Origin of the sequence: Enterococcus sp. DIV0574 (assembly GCF_051711125.1) — a bacterium.
Lineage (GTDB): Bacteria > Bacillota > Bacilli > Lactobacillales > Enterococcaceae > Enterococcus_D > Enterococcus_D gallinarum.
In genome coordinates this window covers 1592501-1609816 of record NZ_JBIOMA010000001.1, presented here as the reverse complement: position 1 = coordinate 1609816, position 17316 = coordinate 1592501, and the positions used below count along the sequence as shown (strand labels likewise).

16 protein-coding genes, 2 rRNA genes and 1 riboswitch (1 of these 19 running past the window's edge) are annotated in these 17316 nt (G+C 39.9%); of the genes, 1 reads left to right on the top strand and 17 read right to left on the bottom strand.

Features of this window, described 5'->3' with window-relative positions:
- Positions 1-79: 79 nt before the first annotated feature.
- A riboswitch (M-box (ykoK) riboswitch) is annotated at positions 80-269 on the bottom strand.
- 356 nt (positions 270-625) lie between these two features.
- The 11 genes from ahpF to IGJ45_RS07780 all read right to left on the bottom strand — a co-directional run bounded on the left by ahpF (position 626) and on the right by IGJ45_RS07780 (position 11829).
- On the bottom strand, positions 626-2155 hold the full coding sequence (gene ahpF, locus IGJ45_RS07830) for an alkyl hydroperoxide reductase subunit F (protein ID WP_409531445.1): 1530 nt from the start codon (positions 2153-2155) through the stop codon (positions 626-628).
- 9 nt (positions 2156-2164) lie between these two features.
- Positions 2165-2728, bottom strand: a complete 564-nt coding sequence (gene ahpC, locus IGJ45_RS07825; protein WP_003126733.1) for an alkyl hydroperoxide reductase subunit C — start codon at positions 2726-2728, stop codon at positions 2165-2167.
- A 389-nt stretch (positions 2729-3117) separates the two neighbouring features.
- Positions 3118-4083 carry a permease prefix domain 1-containing protein gene (locus IGJ45_RS07820; protein WP_308052803.1) on the bottom strand — a complete coding sequence of 322 codons (966 nt, stop codon included), beginning with the start codon at positions 4081-4083 and terminating at the stop codon, positions 3118-3120.
- Complete coding sequence (locus tag IGJ45_RS07815; protein ID WP_003126735.1) at positions 4080-4412, bottom strand: PadR family transcriptional regulator; 333 nt, start codon at positions 4410-4412, stop codon at positions 4080-4082. Before IGJ45_RS07815 ends, IGJ45_RS07820 begins: the two co-directional genes overlap by 4 nt.
- 92 nt (positions 4413-4504) lie before the next feature.
- Positions 4505-5074 carry a hypothetical protein gene (locus tag IGJ45_RS07810; protein WP_113849741.1) on the bottom strand — a complete coding sequence of 190 codons (570 nt, stop codon included), beginning with the start codon at positions 5072-5074 and terminating at the stop codon, positions 4505-4507.
- 155 nt (positions 5075-5229) lie between these two features.
- Positions 5230-6186 carry a siderophore ABC transporter substrate-binding protein gene (locus tag IGJ45_RS07805; RefSeq protein ID WP_003126737.1) on the bottom strand — a complete coding sequence of 319 codons (957 nt, stop codon included), beginning with the start codon at positions 6184-6186 and terminating at the stop codon, positions 5230-5232.
- A gap of 19 nt (positions 6187-6205) precedes the next feature.
- Complete coding sequence (locus IGJ45_RS07800; RefSeq protein ID WP_103301090.1) at positions 6206-6964, bottom strand: iron ABC transporter ATP-binding protein; 759 nt, start codon at positions 6962-6964, stop codon at positions 6206-6208.
- Positions 6961-7911, bottom strand: a complete 951-nt coding sequence (locus IGJ45_RS07795) for an iron chelate uptake ABC transporter family permease subunit (RefSeq protein WP_003126739.1) — start codon at positions 7909-7911, stop codon at positions 6961-6963. Before IGJ45_RS07795 ends, IGJ45_RS07800 begins: the two co-directional genes overlap by 4 nt.
- Positions 7908-8855, bottom strand: coding sequence for an ABC transporter permease (locus IGJ45_RS07790; RefSeq protein WP_060814359.1), 948 nt, complete (start codon positions 8853-8855; stop codon positions 7908-7910). The genes IGJ45_RS07795 and IGJ45_RS07790 overlap by 4 nt, the downstream gene beginning before the upstream one ends.
- Before the next feature lie 152 nt (positions 8856-9007).
- The gene (locus IGJ45_RS07785) at positions 9008-10372 is read right to left on the bottom strand and encodes an FAD-dependent oxidoreductase (RefSeq protein ID WP_003126742.1); all 1365 of its coding nucleotides are present in this window, start codon (positions 10370-10372) and stop codon (positions 9008-9010) included.
- Positions 10369-11829: a helix-turn-helix domain-containing protein gene (locus IGJ45_RS07780; RefSeq protein ID WP_195971393.1), complete on the bottom strand. Its 1461-nt coding sequence runs from the start codon at positions 11827-11829 to the stop codon at positions 10369-10371. The genes IGJ45_RS07785 and IGJ45_RS07780 overlap by 4 nt, the downstream gene beginning before the upstream one ends.
- 159 nt (positions 11830-11988) lie before the next feature.
- Here IGJ45_RS07780 and IGJ45_RS07775 point away from each other — a divergent pair, with 159 nt between their 5' ends.
- Complete coding sequence (locus IGJ45_RS07775; protein ID WP_060814362.1) at positions 11989-13101, top strand: SLC13 family permease; 1113 nt, start codon at positions 11989-11991, stop codon at positions 13099-13101.
- A 54-nt stretch (positions 13102-13155) separates the two neighbouring features.
- Here IGJ45_RS07775 and IGJ45_RS07770 read toward each other — a convergent pair whose 3' ends face one another.
- The 6 genes from IGJ45_RS07770 to IGJ45_RS07745 all read right to left on the bottom strand — a co-directional run.
- Entirely contained in the window at positions 13156-13857 is a 702-nt protein-coding gene (locus tag IGJ45_RS07770; RefSeq protein WP_257602875.1) for a class I SAM-dependent methyltransferase, read from the bottom strand.
- Entirely contained in the window at positions 13850-14854 is a 1005-nt protein-coding gene (locus IGJ45_RS07765; RefSeq protein ID WP_003126746.1) for a zinc-binding alcohol dehydrogenase family protein, read from the bottom strand. The genes IGJ45_RS07770 and IGJ45_RS07765 overlap by 8 nt, the downstream gene beginning before the upstream one ends.
- Before the next feature lie 67 nt (positions 14855-14921).
- A complete protein-coding gene (locus tag IGJ45_RS07760) occupies positions 14922-16067 on the bottom strand; it encodes a hypothetical protein (protein WP_244323411.1) in 1146 nt (381 codons plus the stop codon).
- On the bottom strand, positions 16060-16941 hold the full coding sequence (locus IGJ45_RS07755) for a hypothetical protein (RefSeq protein WP_003126748.1): 882 nt from the start codon (positions 16939-16941) through the stop codon (positions 16060-16062). The genes IGJ45_RS07760 and IGJ45_RS07755 overlap by 8 nt, the downstream gene beginning before the upstream one ends.
- 170 nt (positions 16942-17111) lie before the next feature.
- Positions 17112-17227 (bottom strand): 5S ribosomal RNA (rrf, locus tag IGJ45_RS07750).
- Positions 17228-17311: 84 nt separating this feature from the next.
- Positions 17312-17316: ribosomal RNA gene (locus tag IGJ45_RS07745) — 23S ribosomal RNA — on the bottom strand; it runs 2910 nt beyond the window's last position.

The window sequence follows — 17316 nt, the reverse complement described above, 5'->3', positions numbered from 1 at the left end:
TTATTTTATCCATTTACGTTTTGAAACATACTCAAGAAAAGAAAAAAAGCCAAACTTCTCTCAAGACGTTCGACTTCGCAAGCAATCTCATCGTCCGAGTTTTGGCACTATACAACGTAAAGAAGAAGCAAATTAGTAGTATTTATTTCTTCTTAGCTATTTTATGAAGAGCCTTAATCCGACAATTCCTGTTTTACACATTGGCGTCTTTCGACGTTTCTGCGCAATAGCTTATGTTTGTATAGGAGCCTCACCTAACAAGGTTATCCGTTATTTTTATTCATCCTGAATGTTACCTTTTGTTCCTCATGATGACAACTGAATTCCGCAATTTTGTGTTTTTCTTTAATTATTCTTAAACATCTTTAAGCAATTGACTAATTCCCCTGTTTTCTCACAGCTCATTGAATCGCTGCCTTTTTTAGTTAGAGATTTCTCGTTATTTTCAGGACAAAAAAACTGCAACAGCCATTTGCCATCGATCCATCGAGACCCAATCAACTGGCAACTATTTGACTGAAGTTCAGCCATCAGCTGCAATGATCATGGATCAAAAATGAATCAAATTGGTAAACGGCGTTGCAGTCATTCCTTGTACCTATTTAAAGGATCAGTCCGCATTTGATTATTGGCGAATCAAATAATCAAATGCGCCTAACGCTGCTGTTGCTCCTGAACCCATCGAAATAATAATTTGCTTGTAGGCACTGTCTGTACAATCTCCGGCAGCAAAAACTCCAGCAAGATCTGTAGTTCCATGTTTGTCGACAATGATTTCATTGCGTTCATTCAAAGCCACTCGATCTTTCAGCCATTCTGTATTCGGCATCAAGCCAATCAAAATAAAGACGCCTTCCACAGCTAAAGTGGCTTCACGATTTGTCTGCCGATCCACATAAGTCAGCTGCTCCACATGATCGGAACCCGCAATTTCCTTGGTAGCAGCATTGGTGATGACCGTCACGTTTTCCAATGTTGCTAGTCGTTTTTGTAAAACAAGGTCTGCTTTTAATTCCGGCAAGAATTCCAATACATAGACATGTTTTGCCATACCTGCCAAATCAATCGCTGCTTCAATACCAGAATTACCGCCACCAATAACTGCCACTTCTTTACCAGCAAACAACGGACCATCGCAGTGAGGGCAATAAGCGACCCCTTTATTTTTAAACTCTTGCTCTCCCGGAACGTTAATGTTCCGCCACCGTGCACCAGTGGCAAGGATCGCTGTCTTTGTTTTCAAAACAGCACCATTCTCTAATTCTACTTCCACGAATTCATTTTTGCGGATATCTTTGGCACGTTGTCCTTTCATGACATCTACATTATACTCATTGACATGTTCTTCCACTTGACGCATTAATTTTGGTCCTTCTGTGTAAGGTGTACCGATCATGTTTTCGATTCCTAATGTTTCCATCACTTGACCACCGAAAGTTTCCACCACCATGCCTGTATTGATCCCTTTACGGGCAGCGTAGACAGCAGCACTTGCCCCCGCTGGACCGCCCCCTACGACCAACACGTCAAACAGGTCTTTATCTACAAACGAGTCTTTGCTAGTCGGACCAGCAGCTTGTTCAAGTAATTGTTCGATCGTCTGACGACCGCTAGCGAATTCTTCCCCGTTCAAAAAGACGGTTGGTACGGCCATAATTTTTTTGGCATCTACTTCCGCTTTGAACATACCACCTTCGATCATCGTATGACTGATATTCGGATTCAAGACAGCCATGATATTCAACGCCTGTACGACATCCGGACAATTATGGCACGTCAGACTAACATATGTCTCAAAATGCAAAGGCTGAGAGATTTGTTTGATACGGTCTTGAATCGCTTGTTCGACCTTTGGCGCCCGGCCACTAACTTGCAATAAAGCTAAAATAAATGAAGTAAATTCATGCCCGAGTGGAAGACCTGCAAAAGCAATGCCACTGTCGATACCTGGTTGCATAATTGTAAAGCTGGGTGTCCGATCTGCAGTTACTTCTTCGATCGTAATACGTTCGGACATTTCTGCGATTTCTTCTAAGAAATCACGAACCTTTTGTGAGGCGTCATCTGTACCAAGACTAGCTGCGAAAACAATTTCAGATTCCAGCATTGCCAGATACTGTTTCAGTTGTTCCTTAATTCCATTATCTAAAGCCATGTCAACCTCCTATATTTTTCCAACCAGATCAAGACTTGGTGTTAAGGTGTCTTCTCCTTCTTTCCATTTAGCTGGGCAAACTTCACCTGGATGTGTCCGCACGTATTGGGCAGCACGAATTTTGTCGATCAATCCACTAGCATCGCGTCCAATTCCATCCGCATTGATTTCAACCGTTTGAACAACGCCATCAGGATCGATAATAAAAGTACCTCGTTGTGAAAGGCCACTTTCTTCATCCAGTACATCAAAAATACGAGAGATCGTGTGAGAAGGGTCAGCAACCATAATGTATTCGATCTTGCTGATTGCATCAGAGTGATCATGCCATGCTTTGTGGGTATAGTGAGTATCTGTCGAAACAGAATAAACTTCAGTTCCTAGTTCTTTCAATGCTGCATATTGACCTTGTAGATCTTCTAATTCCGTTGGACATACAAATGAAAAATCTGCTGGGTAAAAGCAAACCACATTCCATTTTCCTTTGAAATCTTCAGATGAAACGTCGATAAATTTTCCGTTGTGATAAGCTTGTGCTTCAAATGATTCAATTTCTTTTCCAATTAATGACATAGCGATTCCTCCAATTAGAATTATTATTTGAGAATAATCTCTCTTAATTATTAGTCTAAAGCCAGTGGAATTGCAATAGTCTCTTTGCATTTTTTTAAACAAAATGAATTTCTCCTCATAAATGAGCGTTTCACTTTCATTTTAAAATGATTTCTGGGAAAATAAATAGATTCACTTTTCTAACAATTATATCCTCAAGGTTATTCATTCTCATTTACAATGATATTTTCTCAATAACTTTAAGTCACTTTTCACTTTGTCAAATTCATCAAAGTGAAAAGTTTTTATTTGTCCAAACCGATAAGAAAAACACCTGAAGGACTCCTCTTCTGCTCTAGCAGAACCTCGGATCTTTCAGATGTTTATCAAAAACTATTTCAAGAAATTCCTTAGCGCTTATTTTTCTGATGAGGCAAAAAGAAATCTTGAAAAACCCCACCCAAGATGAAGATTACCCATGAATAGGCCCAGCTTCCTGTTGAAAATGACCAGAGGAAGTAAACCACAAGGATCACTGGCCAATAGACCGTATTAAAAAAGCGAACTTTTCCTGCGGATTCTCCATAAATGTGTTGCGCTGCCCGTGGTCCGGGTTCATCTTCATTAGAAATAAAGTAAACGCCATCGGCCATTTTGGCAAATCCTGTGCGGATGATACTGACATAGACGATAAAGAATACTCCTAATGCAACTGCCGCAAAAAACAGTCCTAAAGCTAAACCACTGGGAATGTAAAGAATAGCTTCCATCAAGAAAAAGGGCGTCACCGACAGAATACATGCAGAAATCCCTAGCACCAGACCAAATCGAAAACTCTTTTCATAATCTTCCAATTGCTTCCGCGCCTCTTGTTTTACTTCTTGATCAAATGGACGATCGTTTAATTTTCGTTTTGATGCAGAATAGTTCAAGCCGGAGGTAATAATAAAGCCCACGCCCAATGCAACAAACATGAACATGACTAATAGTCCTAAGCCACTATTGATTTCATTGGCAAAAAAGAGAAATATTCCAAGAGAAGCGATACATAACGCAATACCTAAAGAAAGTGAGAAGGCAAAACGGCGAATCTTCCCCCAAAAATCAAAGGCTTCATCGATTGTAATAGCATCTAACCAGGCTTCTTCTGCAGTATCTTCTGACTGCGCTACTTGCAGTTCTTGAAGCAACTCATCAATTGATCCAAATTCACTGATCACAGCCCCGATTGCTTCATGCTCGCTTTTTCCTTGTTCAATCAATTCATGGTAATGGTCTTCCATGATCGCAGCCAAATCCTCTTTGGCTTTCTTTGTTTCTGGCGTGGTGGGTACATTCAAAAACAAACTATCTAAATAATCCCGGATGGTTTTCATTTTGCTCCTCCTTGTAAAAAGCGCTCAACAACAATTTTTGTTTGCTGCCACTCTTGTTTTTTTACTTCTAAAAATTCTCTTCCTGCCTCACTGATTTGATAATAGGTGCGTTTCTTTCCATGAGTCACTTCTCCAGGATACGAACGGATCAATCCCTGTTTTTCCAAACGTGTGAATGCAGAATACAATGTTGTTTCCTTAATGATATAGAGCGAATCTGTTTTTTCACGTATCTGTTTTGAAATGTCGTATCCATAGGAATCATCTTTGGAAAGAATCGATAAGATGATTGCATCATTGTATCCCCGAATTCCATCGCTGGATATCACTCGATCCCCTCCTTAAAATTACTTTACCTGTCGTAATAATTATAAATCAATTACTACGACAGGTAAAGTAAATCTGTGATTCTTTTTTTAAATCAGTCTTGAGACCGAGAAACACCCGCTAACGGTTGAACATCAATTACCGGTAAAAACACTTCATCAAATTTTATGAAACTCCCACCTTCTGTTAAAACTTTGATCTGCTGTCCTTCTCGAAGCTGCCAACTGTCGCTGCTTTCGAAATAATACAGACCAAAATCTGATGAATAACGTGATTCCGCGTTTTTCTTCGTCTGAAAACATGCATACCCATCCTCATAGACTTTCATGACCGTCCCTTCGACCCATTCCTTTTGAGGTGGGAAAAAAATCATCTTTACGCAGATTATCCAAAGCGCAAGTAAACCCGCACCGACCAAATAGTTTTTGTGCCCCGGTTTGGAGGGCCAATAATAGGAAATGAAAACCAGCAACAAAATAGCTAATCCGCTGCCCATTAAGACTGTCCCCCACTTTGGCGCGAGCCCCACCTCTGTTTGTAATGTAATTTTTTCTGCCAAAGTCAATAGCTCAAAGTCTGCGATCGGGATCAGGTTTACCCGAAGAAACAATCCCCCTATTAACAGTACTAAACCTAAGGCAGCCGCCAGCAAATATTTGTGCATTTCGGAATCCGCTCCTTCCCTTTGAACCTAGCATACCTGAAAAAAACTAAATTTGGTTTAAATTGAATAAATTGTTTTCAATACAAAAACAGTTGCGAACATCCAACATTCGCAACTGTTTCTCATTTAAGCCATCCTTATCCGATAACAAGCCTTTAATCTTTTGCAACAGCCGGTTCAACATCAGACAACATAATGTCCAATGATTCGATCCCAGATCCTGCTAAATACCAAACTTGCGGATTTAATTCGATCACTTTCCCGTTTTTTCCAGCAGTTGTTTGCTGAACCAATTCATTTTCAGTCAACGTACTCTGGCTTGTATCCCCACCGATTGCTTTTGTACGATCAATAACAAAAATAATATCGGGATTTTTTTCCAGTAAATATTCATAAGAAATATTCTGCCCATGAGTCGATGCTTCTAATGTATCATCGACTGGCGTAAACCCAAATGTATCATAAACAATGCTATATCTTGATCCCAAACCAAAGGCAGAAAGACTACCTTCATTCATCATGACAACTAATGCTTTTTCCTTGCTGGCTTCTGCAGTTTCAGAAAGATTCGCGATTCTTGTTTGCAGAGCAGTCAACTGTTTCTTGGCTTCCTCTTCTTTTCCGAAGATTTGGGCAATAGTTTGAATGTTGTTATCGATCGATGACCAAGTGTTTTCGTTGTCTACACTTAGAAAAATCGTTGGTGCAATTGCTTCCAGATCTTTTTGAAAGTCTCTTTGGCGGCCAGAGATAATGATCAAATCAGGTTGGATCTGATTGATTTTTTCTAAGTCAGGTTCTTTGATACCACCTGCAGAATCAACCGCAGCATAACTCTTTAAATAGTCAGGCATATTGCTCGTAGCAGCTCCTACAACACGATCTCCTACGCCTAAAGCATCCATTGTATCAAGTGCACTGTTATCGAAAACAACGACTTTTTTGGGTGAAAATGGCACAGTCACTTTGCCATTACTATCTGTCACTTCGATTTCGGCAGGCGCCGCTGCAGCCGTTGAGGCACTTGTTGACTCTCCTTTTTCTTGAGAGCCGCATCCTGCTAACCCCGTGATCATTACCAATACAGCCAAACTAAATACTATTTTTTTCATATACTCCTCCTATGGTCTCTTAATTAAAATAATAACAAAAGCGCTGTCCATCCACTTCGACTATCTTAACTTCTAAGTCATAAAGTTCGTTTAAAACAGGCTCTTGGATCACTTCTGCAACTGTGCCTGTTTTGAACAAACTTCCTTCTTTCATCGCTACGATATGGTCTGCATATCTGGCAGCAAAGTTGATGTCATGCAATACGATCAATACGGTTTTCCCATGATCTTTGACTAATTTCTCCAATAAGTGCATCAACTGATTGGCATGTTTCAAATCCAAATTATTCAGCGGTTCATCCAAAAGGATATACTCGGTATCTTGAGCAAGAATCATCGCCAAATAGACCCGTTGAAGCTGCCCACCAGATAATGCATGGATCGAGCGTTGCCGAAATGATTCTAAAGATAAAAGTGTTAATGATTCTGAAATGATTTGTTCATCTTCTGGCGTTGATCGTCCCCGATTATAGGGAAACCGACCAAAAGACACCAGTTCTTCTACGGTCATATCAACCGTAAAACCGTTACTCTGTTGCAAAAAAGCGAGATTCTTAGCTAATTCTTTCGAACGCCATTGTCGAATCTCCTTTTCTTTGAAATAAACTTCTCCAGTAGTCTGCTCCAACATGCGGCTGATAATCGAAAGCAATGTACTTTTTCCGGCACCATTTGGACCAATAAAGGCAATCAATTGATTTTCCGGCAACTGCAAGGACAAATCAGTCAACACGCGCTTGTCTTGATAACTCTTTTCGATTCCTTTTGTTTCAATCATTGTCCTTTCCTTTCTTTGACTAGTTTTCCTAAAAAGAAGATTCCGCCTAAAAATTGAATCACTGTATTGATCGTTGTGTTCCATTGAAAGACTTGCTCAACAAAAAATTGGCCGCCGACTAGTAATAAAAACCCTAAAAGTGCTGATCCCACAAACAATGTGCCATGTTTATATGTTGGAAATAACTGATAGGCAATCGTTGCCACGACAAATCCTAAAAAGACGGATGGTCCTACTAAAGCAGTAGCAGTCCCCGATAATAAAGACAGCAAGAAAAGACAACTCTTCTGGATCATTGAAACCGATAGGCCTAAACTTTTTGCATTTCGAACACCCAAGACCATAACATTCAATTCTGGAATCAATAGCGATAATCCAATCAGCCCAATTAAAATAATTCCAGCAGCCAGTAATAAATGCTGACTATTGACATTGCTAAAACTTGCAAATAGACGCCCTTGCAACAAATCATATTCATTGGGATCCATGATGACTTGAAGAAATGAACTGATACTAGTGAACATAGTACCGCTGATCATTCCCGCCATCAGTAATAGAAACAATTGATTATTGGCTTTTTTATAAAAGGTCTGAATGATGACACTGCTTAATGTCCCGGTAGCTAAAATCGAAAACAAAAAAACGAAAGGTGTTTCCTGACTCAACATGCGGATTCCTCCTAAGAAGAAAAATAGTATCGTCTGGATCAGCACATATAATTGATCCAATCCTAAGATACCGGGAGTCAGATACCGATTTTGTGTCAGTGTTTGTAAAGTGATCGTGCTAAACGAGACAGCTATTGCTACTAAGCCAAAGGCTACTATTCGCTTTCCCCGTAATTGCAGTGCGAAGGACCAATTGCCATATGTATTGTAGGTAAGGTATGCGCCAACAGCTATCCCGATGAGTATGAACAAGAACATATAACGCCGGATAATTCTCATACCATTTTTCTCCTCATCAATAAGACTAGAAAGCTAATACCGCCAATCGTTCCTGCTACAACGCTGACCGGCAATTCATATGGGGCTATTAAAATCCTTGCTAGCAAATCACACAAGAGCAAAAAGGCACTGCCGGAAAAACTGATCAGAAAAAGGTTGTTTCGAACATGGTCTCCTGCAAATAAAGCAACGATATTAGGGATGATCACACCAAGGAATGGAACACTGCCTACTAAAAGCAAGACCACACTACTGGCAAAAGCAACCAGTGCAAATACGAGCAAGCGTAAAACGTGGTAGTTGATGCCAAGATTTTTTGCAGCTGTCTCTCCTAACCCGGCAATCGTTATTTCATAAGCAAGGAAATACAAAAGAGCAAAAACTGGTAGTGTCAGATAAATCAATTCATAATTGCCCTCGATCACGGTAGCAAAGTTCCCCTGTAACCAGGAAGAAACATTTTGCACAAGTTGAAAGCGGTACGCAAGAAAGGAACTGACTGCGCCAATCACATTCCCGAACATCACACCCGTTAAAGGCAAAACCATCGGATCTTTCTTAGGGATCAAGCGACTTAGCCATAAAAATAGCAAAACCCCCGCATAAGAAAATAAGAAAGCAGCGGTTGTTCGCAGGAGTCCAGATGCATTGGGCAGCCATAACATGACGATCAAGATCCCTAGGCGGGCACTGTCAGTCAAACCGATCACGTCTGCTGCAACAAATTTATTTTGCATCAGATGCTGAATGATTTTTCCACATAAGCTCATGACAGCCCCTGCAAGCAAGAGACTAATCGTACGAGGAACGCGTACTTTCAGCAATATCATCCAATGACTCTCTTCTCCTGCCATTAAACCAGCTAGAGACATGTCATGTGCGCCCACAAATAAAGACCCAGTGATCAACAAGAGAAGCAAAATGGCCAGACTCATTTTTCTCATATACTAACCCTTTCTAATGAGAACGATTCTCATTCTCTCTAGTTAGTTTAAGCGATTCCGCTTTTAATGACAAGGCTTTTTGCAAAAAAAAAAGATAAACCTACTCTTAACGTAGGTTTATCGAATAAAAAAACTTTTAATATATAACACATTTAATTCACATGAGATTTCAAGAGACCTTCGATGGCCAATTGATTCAAAAAGTGCAGCGGAAAAGATATCGTTGGATTGAAAAAGTAATCCATCGTAGCCAATTGATCAAGAGTCATGTAAGATGTGATCAACGTAGAGACCGTATTGATGATCTCCAAACTGCCGCGATCGCTTGTAATGATCTGCCCTCCCATGATTACTCGTGTTTCCTTGTCAAATACCAGTTTCAATGTCACTTCAAAATTATTTTCTACTTCGAAAAACGTACGTGCATGGAACGTACGTGTGACAGAATCGACGTCAAAGCCATAATAAGGTGCTTCCGTTTCATTGATTCCAGAGCTGCTCACAAAATATCCAAAGAGCTTGCTGACCACTGTGCGCTGCATTTTGGGAAAAGGGATTTTTTTTGCAGACAAAATATTTGTTGCCGCGACGATACCGGTTCTATACGCATTGGTCACCAGCGGTACATAGAGTGAACTGTCTGAATGATTGAATGGGATCGAGACTAAGTCGCCAACAGCATAAATGCTTGGATCGGAAGTTTGCAAGAATTCATTGGTGTCGATCGTCCCATCTGGGTTCAACTTCAGAAAGTCAGCGACCAGGTCAACATTCGGTCTTGGATTGACTGCATAGACAACGATATCCGCTGGCAAAAAAGTCCCATTGGCAAGTTCAATTCCCGCCAGCTCTCCGTTCGTAGTTTGTTTTGCTGCGACCACGCTGCTGTTCAGATAGATTTGTAAATTTTCTGGAAAACGTTCGATCAAAATCTGAGAAATCTCTTGGTCGAAGTAGCGGAAAAGCAAAGTATCCATCCGATCAATCAAGAAGACCTCTTTATCCTGTCCACTTAGTGATTCCGCTAATTCAAAACCTATCAGACCGGCACCCACAATGGCCACTTTCTTGGCTTCCTGTACTTTGCTTAGAGCTGCTCGAGACTGGGCAATCGTTTTGTACGTGGTAATGTGCTCTTTGACTTCTTCCGTAAAAGCATTCCGAAAATTACTAGACCCCATAGCTAAAATCAAATAATCATATGAGATCGTGTCTTTTTCGACACAACTAGCCGTTGATGTTTCAAAAGAAACGTTTTTTTCTGCCGCTGCAATCTTTACGACGCGGCTATTGAGCATCACATTGATCCCTTCTGACAGTAATTCACTGGCAGTAGCAGTACGGGAATCTTCTAGACGCTCAATATATCCCTCTAATACTAAGTTCAAACTGCTAGCGATATAGCCCAATACATTGGATTTTTCAATGATGATCACTTCAATTTTATCATCCATCTGTTTTAAATGGCGGGCTGCTGCTATACCAGCATGAGAGCCTCCAATAATGACAATCCTCATAACTTCTCCAACTCACTTTCAAGATTTTCCCTTCGAATTTCATCAATCACTTGATGCAGCCGTTGCTCTTCAAAACGATCGATCACACCTGTCAAGACCAGGAGCTTTTTGTAGTGATAGTTTTCGGCAATCTGCGGTTGATCCACAATCAGCAGATCATAATCGGTTGCTTGTGCAGTTTCCACCTGCATGTAAGGATACCCAGAAAGCTGTTTGGCCAAAAACCGCCGCAAAACATCCGTACGTAATTGATTTTGAGACAGCAGAACACCGATTTTCAGCTCTTTTTGTTGTTTCTCTTGCAACCATTCAATAACAAACGACAAATCATGGATGAGCTTTCTCTGTTTCTCCTCAGAAAAAGGCCCAGTGGCTTGTGCCAATGTTTCAACTGCTTGATTCGCTACTTCCGTGATGGTTCCCCGCAAAAAATGCGGAGGAAAATCGGCAAATGAAGTCAACGCGCCCTTCAAGTAGCGTGCTCTAAGAATGATGATTGCTAAAAAACGACTGATTTCTGGATAATGAACTTGTATATCAAGAGATTCATCCGCAAAAGTTTTCATCAATACTTGACTCTCAGCGGCTAAATCAAGCATAAATTCCGAATCAGTGTCCTGCTGGTGATCCATGACTACTAATCCTTCCATCATCAAAAACAAATAGAGGTAAACAGCTTCGTAGTCACTCCACGAAATGGCAAAACGGCTGAGATAACGTCCTAAAATATTTCGTAGCACTTGAAAAGTGGGATCATTTTCTACTTGTTTTAAGAGGCCTTTCGATGACTCATGTTGCTGGGAACTCCTAAAATCGAAACGGGCTTCCATCAAACCAAACCATAAGACCAATTTCCAATTATTCCGTGGATCAATTGATAAGCCAAGTTGCTGTTCAATCACCCGAATCAAGTTTCGAATAGCTGGACTCTTAAAGGTTTCATTGATTTTTGCTAACGGATAACTCTGCGAAAAAAACGAATAAAAGAAAAAGCGGATTTGGCACTCATCGCCGATCAGTTTCTTATTTTTCAATTGAAGACTAAATTCCTCCAACAAGTGATTGATCGATTTGAAATGACGAAAAAGCGAGGCCTCGCTAAGCGTCAAATCCAACATGAGTTTCGTTGTCGATCCTTCGCGATGGAAAAAGAGATATTCAATAATTTGAAAATCCACCGCTTCTGATAAATACGCATAAAAAAAATGCTGAATAGAAAAATCAAGCGGTAATGTTAAATGCAAACGATCATTCTCTTTTGTTTCTAACAATGCCTCTGCATGGAAAACAGAAAGATTGTCACTCAAATGCTGAATCTCCTTTTGGAGCGTCGGTGAAGAAATGGATAACTTATTTGCAAGAGTTTTATAGGAAATTTCTGAACCATGCTGAAAGAAGATGGTCAGTATCTGAAAATGGACTTGCTGATTTTTTTCTAATAGTTGCATCAAATTCATCGATTCTGCTCCTTTTTCAGTCTAGTTCTAATTTCCCAATAAACGCTTCGTTTGTCAACCATATTGAGCGATAGGATTTCACAGTATATGTCAAAACCAAGAATATTTCTTTGCTTCTCTAAAAGAGTCCATGGTAAAATTTGAAAGAAAGGAGCACGCATGTTAAAAAAAATATTCTTCTTTTTCCAAAGCGATTTATTATTTACGATTTCTTTCTTTTTGGCGCTTGTTGCGAGTTCATTTGGACGTTTTGATGTCCACTTTATTGATTTTCAAGTGATTTTGACCTTGTTTGGTCTCATGCTGACTATTAATGGGCTTGAAAAAGCCGGTTTGTTGAATTTCATTGGTCAACGTTTGCTCTCTAAGAGTCATTCTCTCCGAGCACTGATTCGAACGATTGTTTTATTAAGTTTTTTCAGCTCGATGGTACTAACGAACGATGTGGCGATCCTGACTTTACTACCTATGTATCTTCTGATCACCAAAGGCATTCAGGAACAAAAAAGCGTTCTTCTCGGCGCAGTTTACCTGATTGTAGCCGCTAATTTAGGCAGCAGTTTATTTCCCTTTGGGAATCCGCAAAATCTCTTCTTGTTTTCTTTTTATAATTTACCTTTGACTACTTTTTTGCAAACGACAGGTATGATGGTTGTCCTATCATTAACTCTGTTAGTAGGATCCATTCAATTATTGCCAGCATCCCCTCTCATCATCAAAAAAACCACGCATTTTTTTGAGAAAAAATACACGGTACTTTATCTTGGTTTAATGGCACTGATGATTTTGGGAATCTTTCATGTCGTTCCTTTCGTCCTCTCGGCATCGATCGTAGCATTCGTGGTCTATTTTTTTCAAAAAGAGCTCTTTCGTTCAGTGGATTACCGTCTCTTAGTCACATTCGCTTGTTTCTTTGTGATTATCGGAAATATCAACGAACAAGACAAGTTGATTGAAATGATCCAACCCTTCTTCCAAAAAGAACAACAAGCCTTTTTAGGCAGCATCACCCTTTCTCAGGTGATTTCCAATGTCCCAGCAGCGATTCTGATTGCTCCTTTTACAACCTACAAGAAAGCTGTTTTGTTGGGGGTAAATGTGGGTGGCTTGGGCACATTGATTGCTTCGCTAGCGAATTTGATTGGTTACAAATTGATCAAGCAAGCTCTCCCTCAAGAACAAAAAAGATTCCAACACAAGTTCTATATGGTGAATATTCTTTACTTATTCATAATCGGTTCAATCGGCTATCTCTATTTAGGGATAGGCTAATAGGCACTAGTAGGCAAGCAGCTGTCCCTGAATATACAGGACAACTGCTTGCCTTCAAACGATTAGGAGCTCATAATCGATCTCCGTCTTACTAATTGCTTTTTTCTTTTCTCCAAAAAGGGAACGGCTTAGCTGCAGCAATTCTGACTGCGGAATATCCTGTTGAAAATAGCGGTAAAAAAATTCCCGATCAATGATTTCTTCATAAGCATAAGAAAAAAGATGAGTAGAAAAACTGATTTGTTCTTCCAGAAGCCATTTCTTATAGACAGAAAGTAGCTTTTCATCTTTGTGATCGTTCTGTTCCAGTGGTTGAAAGATATTTTCTTTGGTCCGAACGATCCGCAAAATCAATAAGCGACGACTTTTTTCTACCAGAGAAATCAGCTGACCTTTCTCGGTCAACGCTGGATTCATTGCAGTAAATATCAAGGGATAGGTGGTCTTATCAGCAAGAAACTCTGCTTGTGTTTGCAGTCGAAAGTCTACTTTTTGTTGAGGATCTTTTACATAACGTCTAGCTGCCTTCAACATTTCCACTGAAAAATCAATGGCCAGATAACGCTCCGTATCAGGTAAAATCGCTGGAATATAGCGGCCACTTCCCGCAGCTAAATCAACAAAAGAGCTTATTGGCAAAATTCCGTTTGTCTTTAAAAATGTTGCTAGATCCTCAGCAATCGTTAATTGTGATTCTTGCTGGATCTCTGCATATTCTGCCGCAAAATCATCCCAAAATTCTTGTTCCTCACTCATGGAATCCTCCGGAGATGACTACCTTCCCTGGACTGCCTTTTTCTACTAATGCGGTTGCTTCAATCAAATTTTCGATCGTCAGGCCTGTTTCAAAACAGGTGGTGATCGTAGAATGGATTTTTTGTTCATTGACTAGATCAACAATTTTTTTTAAGATCGCTCCTTGACTAGCCAAATCCACTTGATAATCGGTTTTTGCAAACATATATTCCCAGTAAAAGTCCACTCCGATATTTTTAAATGGGTTAAGATCTAATGGACCGCGCGTATTAACGATCATTCCGATTTTACCAAATGGGCGGATCAATTGAGCAAATTGATCGATGTAATCGGAAATGTCATAAAAGACAGCAATATAGTCAAAGGTGGTTTCAACCTGATCTTGTAGCGGGTAATGGTAATCGAGTGGGTGCGCTACCCCATTTTTATCTAGCCATTCATGATTTGTGGGGCTGGCAGTGCCATATACTTCAAGCCCGGACCAATGTGCCAGTTGGGCGGCAATCGATCCCACTCCACCACTTGCATTAATGATCAATAGTTTTCCTTGATTGGCTTTTTCTTTAGGAATCAACCCAAATTTCTCAAATAGAAGTTCCCAGGCAGTGATACTTGTTAAAGGCAAAGCTGCCCATTCCGCTAAATTTTCTAAAGAGACTTTCGCTACTAAGCGTGCATCCACCGCTTGATATTTCTGGTTCGCCCCGTCTCGCTGTGTTGTTCCACTGTACATCACCGGGTCGCCCACTTGAAATTCTGTGACCTGATCGCCAACTTTTTCAATGATTCCGCAAGCATCATATCCTTGGATCACGAAATGACCAGATTTGGTCGTCGTTTGGCGACGCTTCGCATCAATGGGATTGACCGATACGGCTTCAACTTTTATCAATAGATCATTTGCTCCTATTGAAGGCATGTCCAAATCTTTCGTTTGAAAAACATTGCTGTTATCTAAAGGCATTCCCTCATAAAATCCGATCGCACGATTCAACATTACATCATTCTCCTCTCCTAAAAAAAGCTAAAATAACCTTAATGATTATTTTAGCTCTTATGCTTGTTTAATGCGAATAACTAGGTACTACTAATGGAACTAAAAATTCGTAAGAAGTGAAGAAATCTAACAAGGAACGTTTTCTTCGATCTGAATCAATAAACAAATGGGTCCGATCATCAGCCATCCGAATCGTCAAGCGTTGTTTTTTATCTAAGAAGATCTCATAGTCTTCATACTCTGCTTTGACAAAATCATAGTCTTGATTTTCCATCGTAGTAATAAAGATTTGGTCCAAAATGTCTGTTGTGATCGGAAACTCAGTCTCTAAATCCACTGCAAGTTCTTGCGTATTATCAATGAGACTTGGTGAAACCATAAATGAAGATGCGCGAAAATGAGTTAAGAGTAAATTGATATCGTAATTAAACAGTGACAATTGATTGACCGTAAATATTTTATCTGTATACCATTGCCGCAATAGATATAAGATTTGATGGTCGTTGACCCGCACTTCTCGTGTGTCAGAATAAATCGTGAGTAGCGGCAAGTACTGTGATTCATATTGAGAATTGATCGGATTCAATTTAAAATATAAATCCATTGCTTTTTCTTCATTCAATTGAAACTTTACCAAGAAGTGCTTTGTTTTCCAAACATCGTAGTTGTCGGTTGGCATCAATCCAATCGATCGCAAGGGTTTCAAGAATTCATAAGCATAGTATTCCAGTAACGTCTTTTTAGCGATAATTGAAATATCCTGGTTGCCAATGATCAATGTTTGGTAGTGATGACATAATTCATTAAAATCAGCTTCCATAATGGCTTTGCGTAAGCGCAAATCTGCTAATTCATTTTCTGCTTGTTCAATCAAGCTTTCAATTCTTTGATGATCGCTTTCTTTCGTTTCATAGTATTCATCATAAGGTTCTCCAGGTTCTTCAGGTATTTCAAGCTCTGCAGACTCTGTAGAGTCAATGATTAGCCTTTCGCTATGGCCTTCTTCAGCAGATTGTTGGTACAAGTCTTCCTGATCAATTGCCGTTGCTTCAAGCTCATCCGATTCTATTTCAACTGTTTTTAGTTCATCAGCGGCGGTTGCCAACTCATTTGTTTCCATTATTTCCAGTTCGCTCTTTGACGTAGCTGTTTCGCGAATCCCATCTTCTGTTTGTTCTTTCATTAGGGGCGTTTTTTCTTCCTCATTATTCATCTGCGATCGACTCCTCTCCTAGATAGCTCATTAAGAAAGCTTGCAATCGTTCGTTCATCTCTTGCAACGAACCAAAATAGTGATCGATTTGACGAAATTCTTTTTCGACGATTGCCTTTTTTAAGCGCAAGGCGTGATATTGCTGCATTAATCGTTCTTTTTCAAGAAGCACGTCTTGTTCGTTTTGGGAATAGCGAGACCATTCTTTTTGTTTCGCTTCTACTTTTTTTCGTTCTTGGACTAATGCTTCTAATTCCTCATCGATTTTTCCGCGATTAAAAAATCCTTTTGATTCTGACAACTCGTTTTCACTACGCTTAATGCGATCGATCTCCTCTTGCAGTTTTTGAATCTCGGATTGAGCCGCAATGGCTTTGGCGTCTAAATTATCCATCTGTTGTTCAATGGCTGTCAGCATATCACGATTGCCGCGTTGAAATTTACGCCACTCATCATCAATAGCAGGAATCACAAAGATTTCTGGAACACTGGCATCAATGCCAATTGTCGGACGTTCATGGTAGTATTCACCTATTTTATAATAATGAACCGTAGGTGAAATTCGATCGGCATGTATCATGAATGGAAAAGTAGCGACAAAACTGTCATGGATTTTCCGCGCCAGCAACTCATCGATTTCATGATTTTGATTGGATGTTTCTTTCAATTCTTTGTGCAGGCGGCCATTGTAGATTCGATAAATCTCCGGAATGTCTTCCTTTTCAATCGCTGTTTCGAACGCTTGCAGGTCTTGAAGCATCTGACCAATATTTTTTGAAGCGACTTCTTTGATTTCTGTAAATGGAACTGCCGACGACGTTTCGTTACGTTCATTGTCTACTGGATCCTGTTCTTTTTTAAGCTCCTCAGTCATACTATCCCTCCTAAAAACTCTTCATAAACAGTGTATCATTTTTTCGCAAAAAAAGTTATTTTAAGTCACCTAAATTTTTTGCAACATGTTTTTGGCAGACTCATCGCTGATCCCGTTACTTTTAAACACAAAAAAAACCTTATATCAAATATTTGATATAAGGTTAACTTGCGTGGCGACGTCCTACTCTCACAAAGGGAAACCCTTCACTACAATCGGCGCTAAGAAGCTTAACTTCTGTGTTCGGCATGGTTACAGGTGTATCCTTCTCGCTATCGCCACCACACTATTCAATTGAGTAAGTATTGCTCACTCAAAACTGGATCGAAGAATCAAAACTCTTCCGAGTTTCCTTGCTTTTTTCACAATCGTGGT

Coding starts and splice junctions, on each gene's coding strand:
- IGJ45_RS07805 (WP_003126737.1), bottom strand. CDS start 6,186: ATGAAAAAAATAGTATTTAGTTTGGCTGTATTGGTAATGATCACGGGG.
- ahpC (WP_003126733.1), bottom strand. CDS start 2,728: ATGTCATTAATTGGAAAAGAAATTGAATCATTTGAAGCACAAGCTTAT.
- IGJ45_RS07785 (WP_003126742.1), bottom strand. CDS start 10,372: ATGAGGATTGTCATTATTGGAGGCTCTCATGCTGGTATAGCAGCAGCC.
- IGJ45_RS07780 (WP_195971393.1), bottom strand. CDS start 11,829: ATGAATTTGATGCAACTATTAGAAAAAAATCAGCAAGTCCATTTTCAG.
- IGJ45_RS07800 (WP_103301090.1), bottom strand. CDS start 6,964: ATGATTGAAACAAAAGGAATCGAAAAGAGTTATCAAGACAAGCGCGTG.
- IGJ45_RS07760 (WP_244323411.1), bottom strand. CDS start 16,067: ATGAATAATGAGGAAGAAAAAACGCCCCTAATGAAAGAACAAACAGAA.
- IGJ45_RS07775 (WP_060814362.1), top strand. CDS start 11,989: ATGTTAAAAAAAATATTCTTCTTTTTCCAAAGCGATTTATTATTTACG.
- IGJ45_RS07765 (WP_003126746.1), bottom strand. CDS start 14,854: ATGTTGAATCGTGCGATCGGATTTTATGAGGGAATGCCTTTAGATAAC.
- IGJ45_RS07755 (WP_003126748.1), bottom strand. CDS start 16,941: ATGACTGAGGAGCTTAAAAAAGAACAGGATCCAGTAGACAATGAACGT.
- IGJ45_RS07795 (WP_003126739.1), bottom strand. CDS start 7,911: ATGAGAATTATCCGGCGTTATATGTTCTTGTTCATACTCATCGGGATA.
- IGJ45_RS07810 (WP_113849741.1), bottom strand. CDS start 5,074: ATGCACAAATATTTGCTGGCGGCTGCCTTAGGTTTAGTACTGTTAATA.
- IGJ45_RS07790 (WP_060814359.1), bottom strand. CDS start 8,855: ATGAGAAAAATGAGTCTGGCCATTTTGCTTCTCTTGTTGATCACTGGG.
- IGJ45_RS07770 (WP_257602875.1), bottom strand. CDS start 13,857: ATGAGTGAGGAACAAGAATTTTGGGATGATTTTGCGGCAGAATATGCA.
- IGJ45_RS07820 (WP_308052803.1), bottom strand. CDS start 4,083: ATGAAAACCATCCGGGATTATTTAGATAGTTTGTTTTTGAATGTACCC.
- ahpF (WP_409531445.1), bottom strand. CDS start 2,155: ATGGCTTTAGATAATGGAATTAAGGAACAACTGAAACAGTATCTGGCA.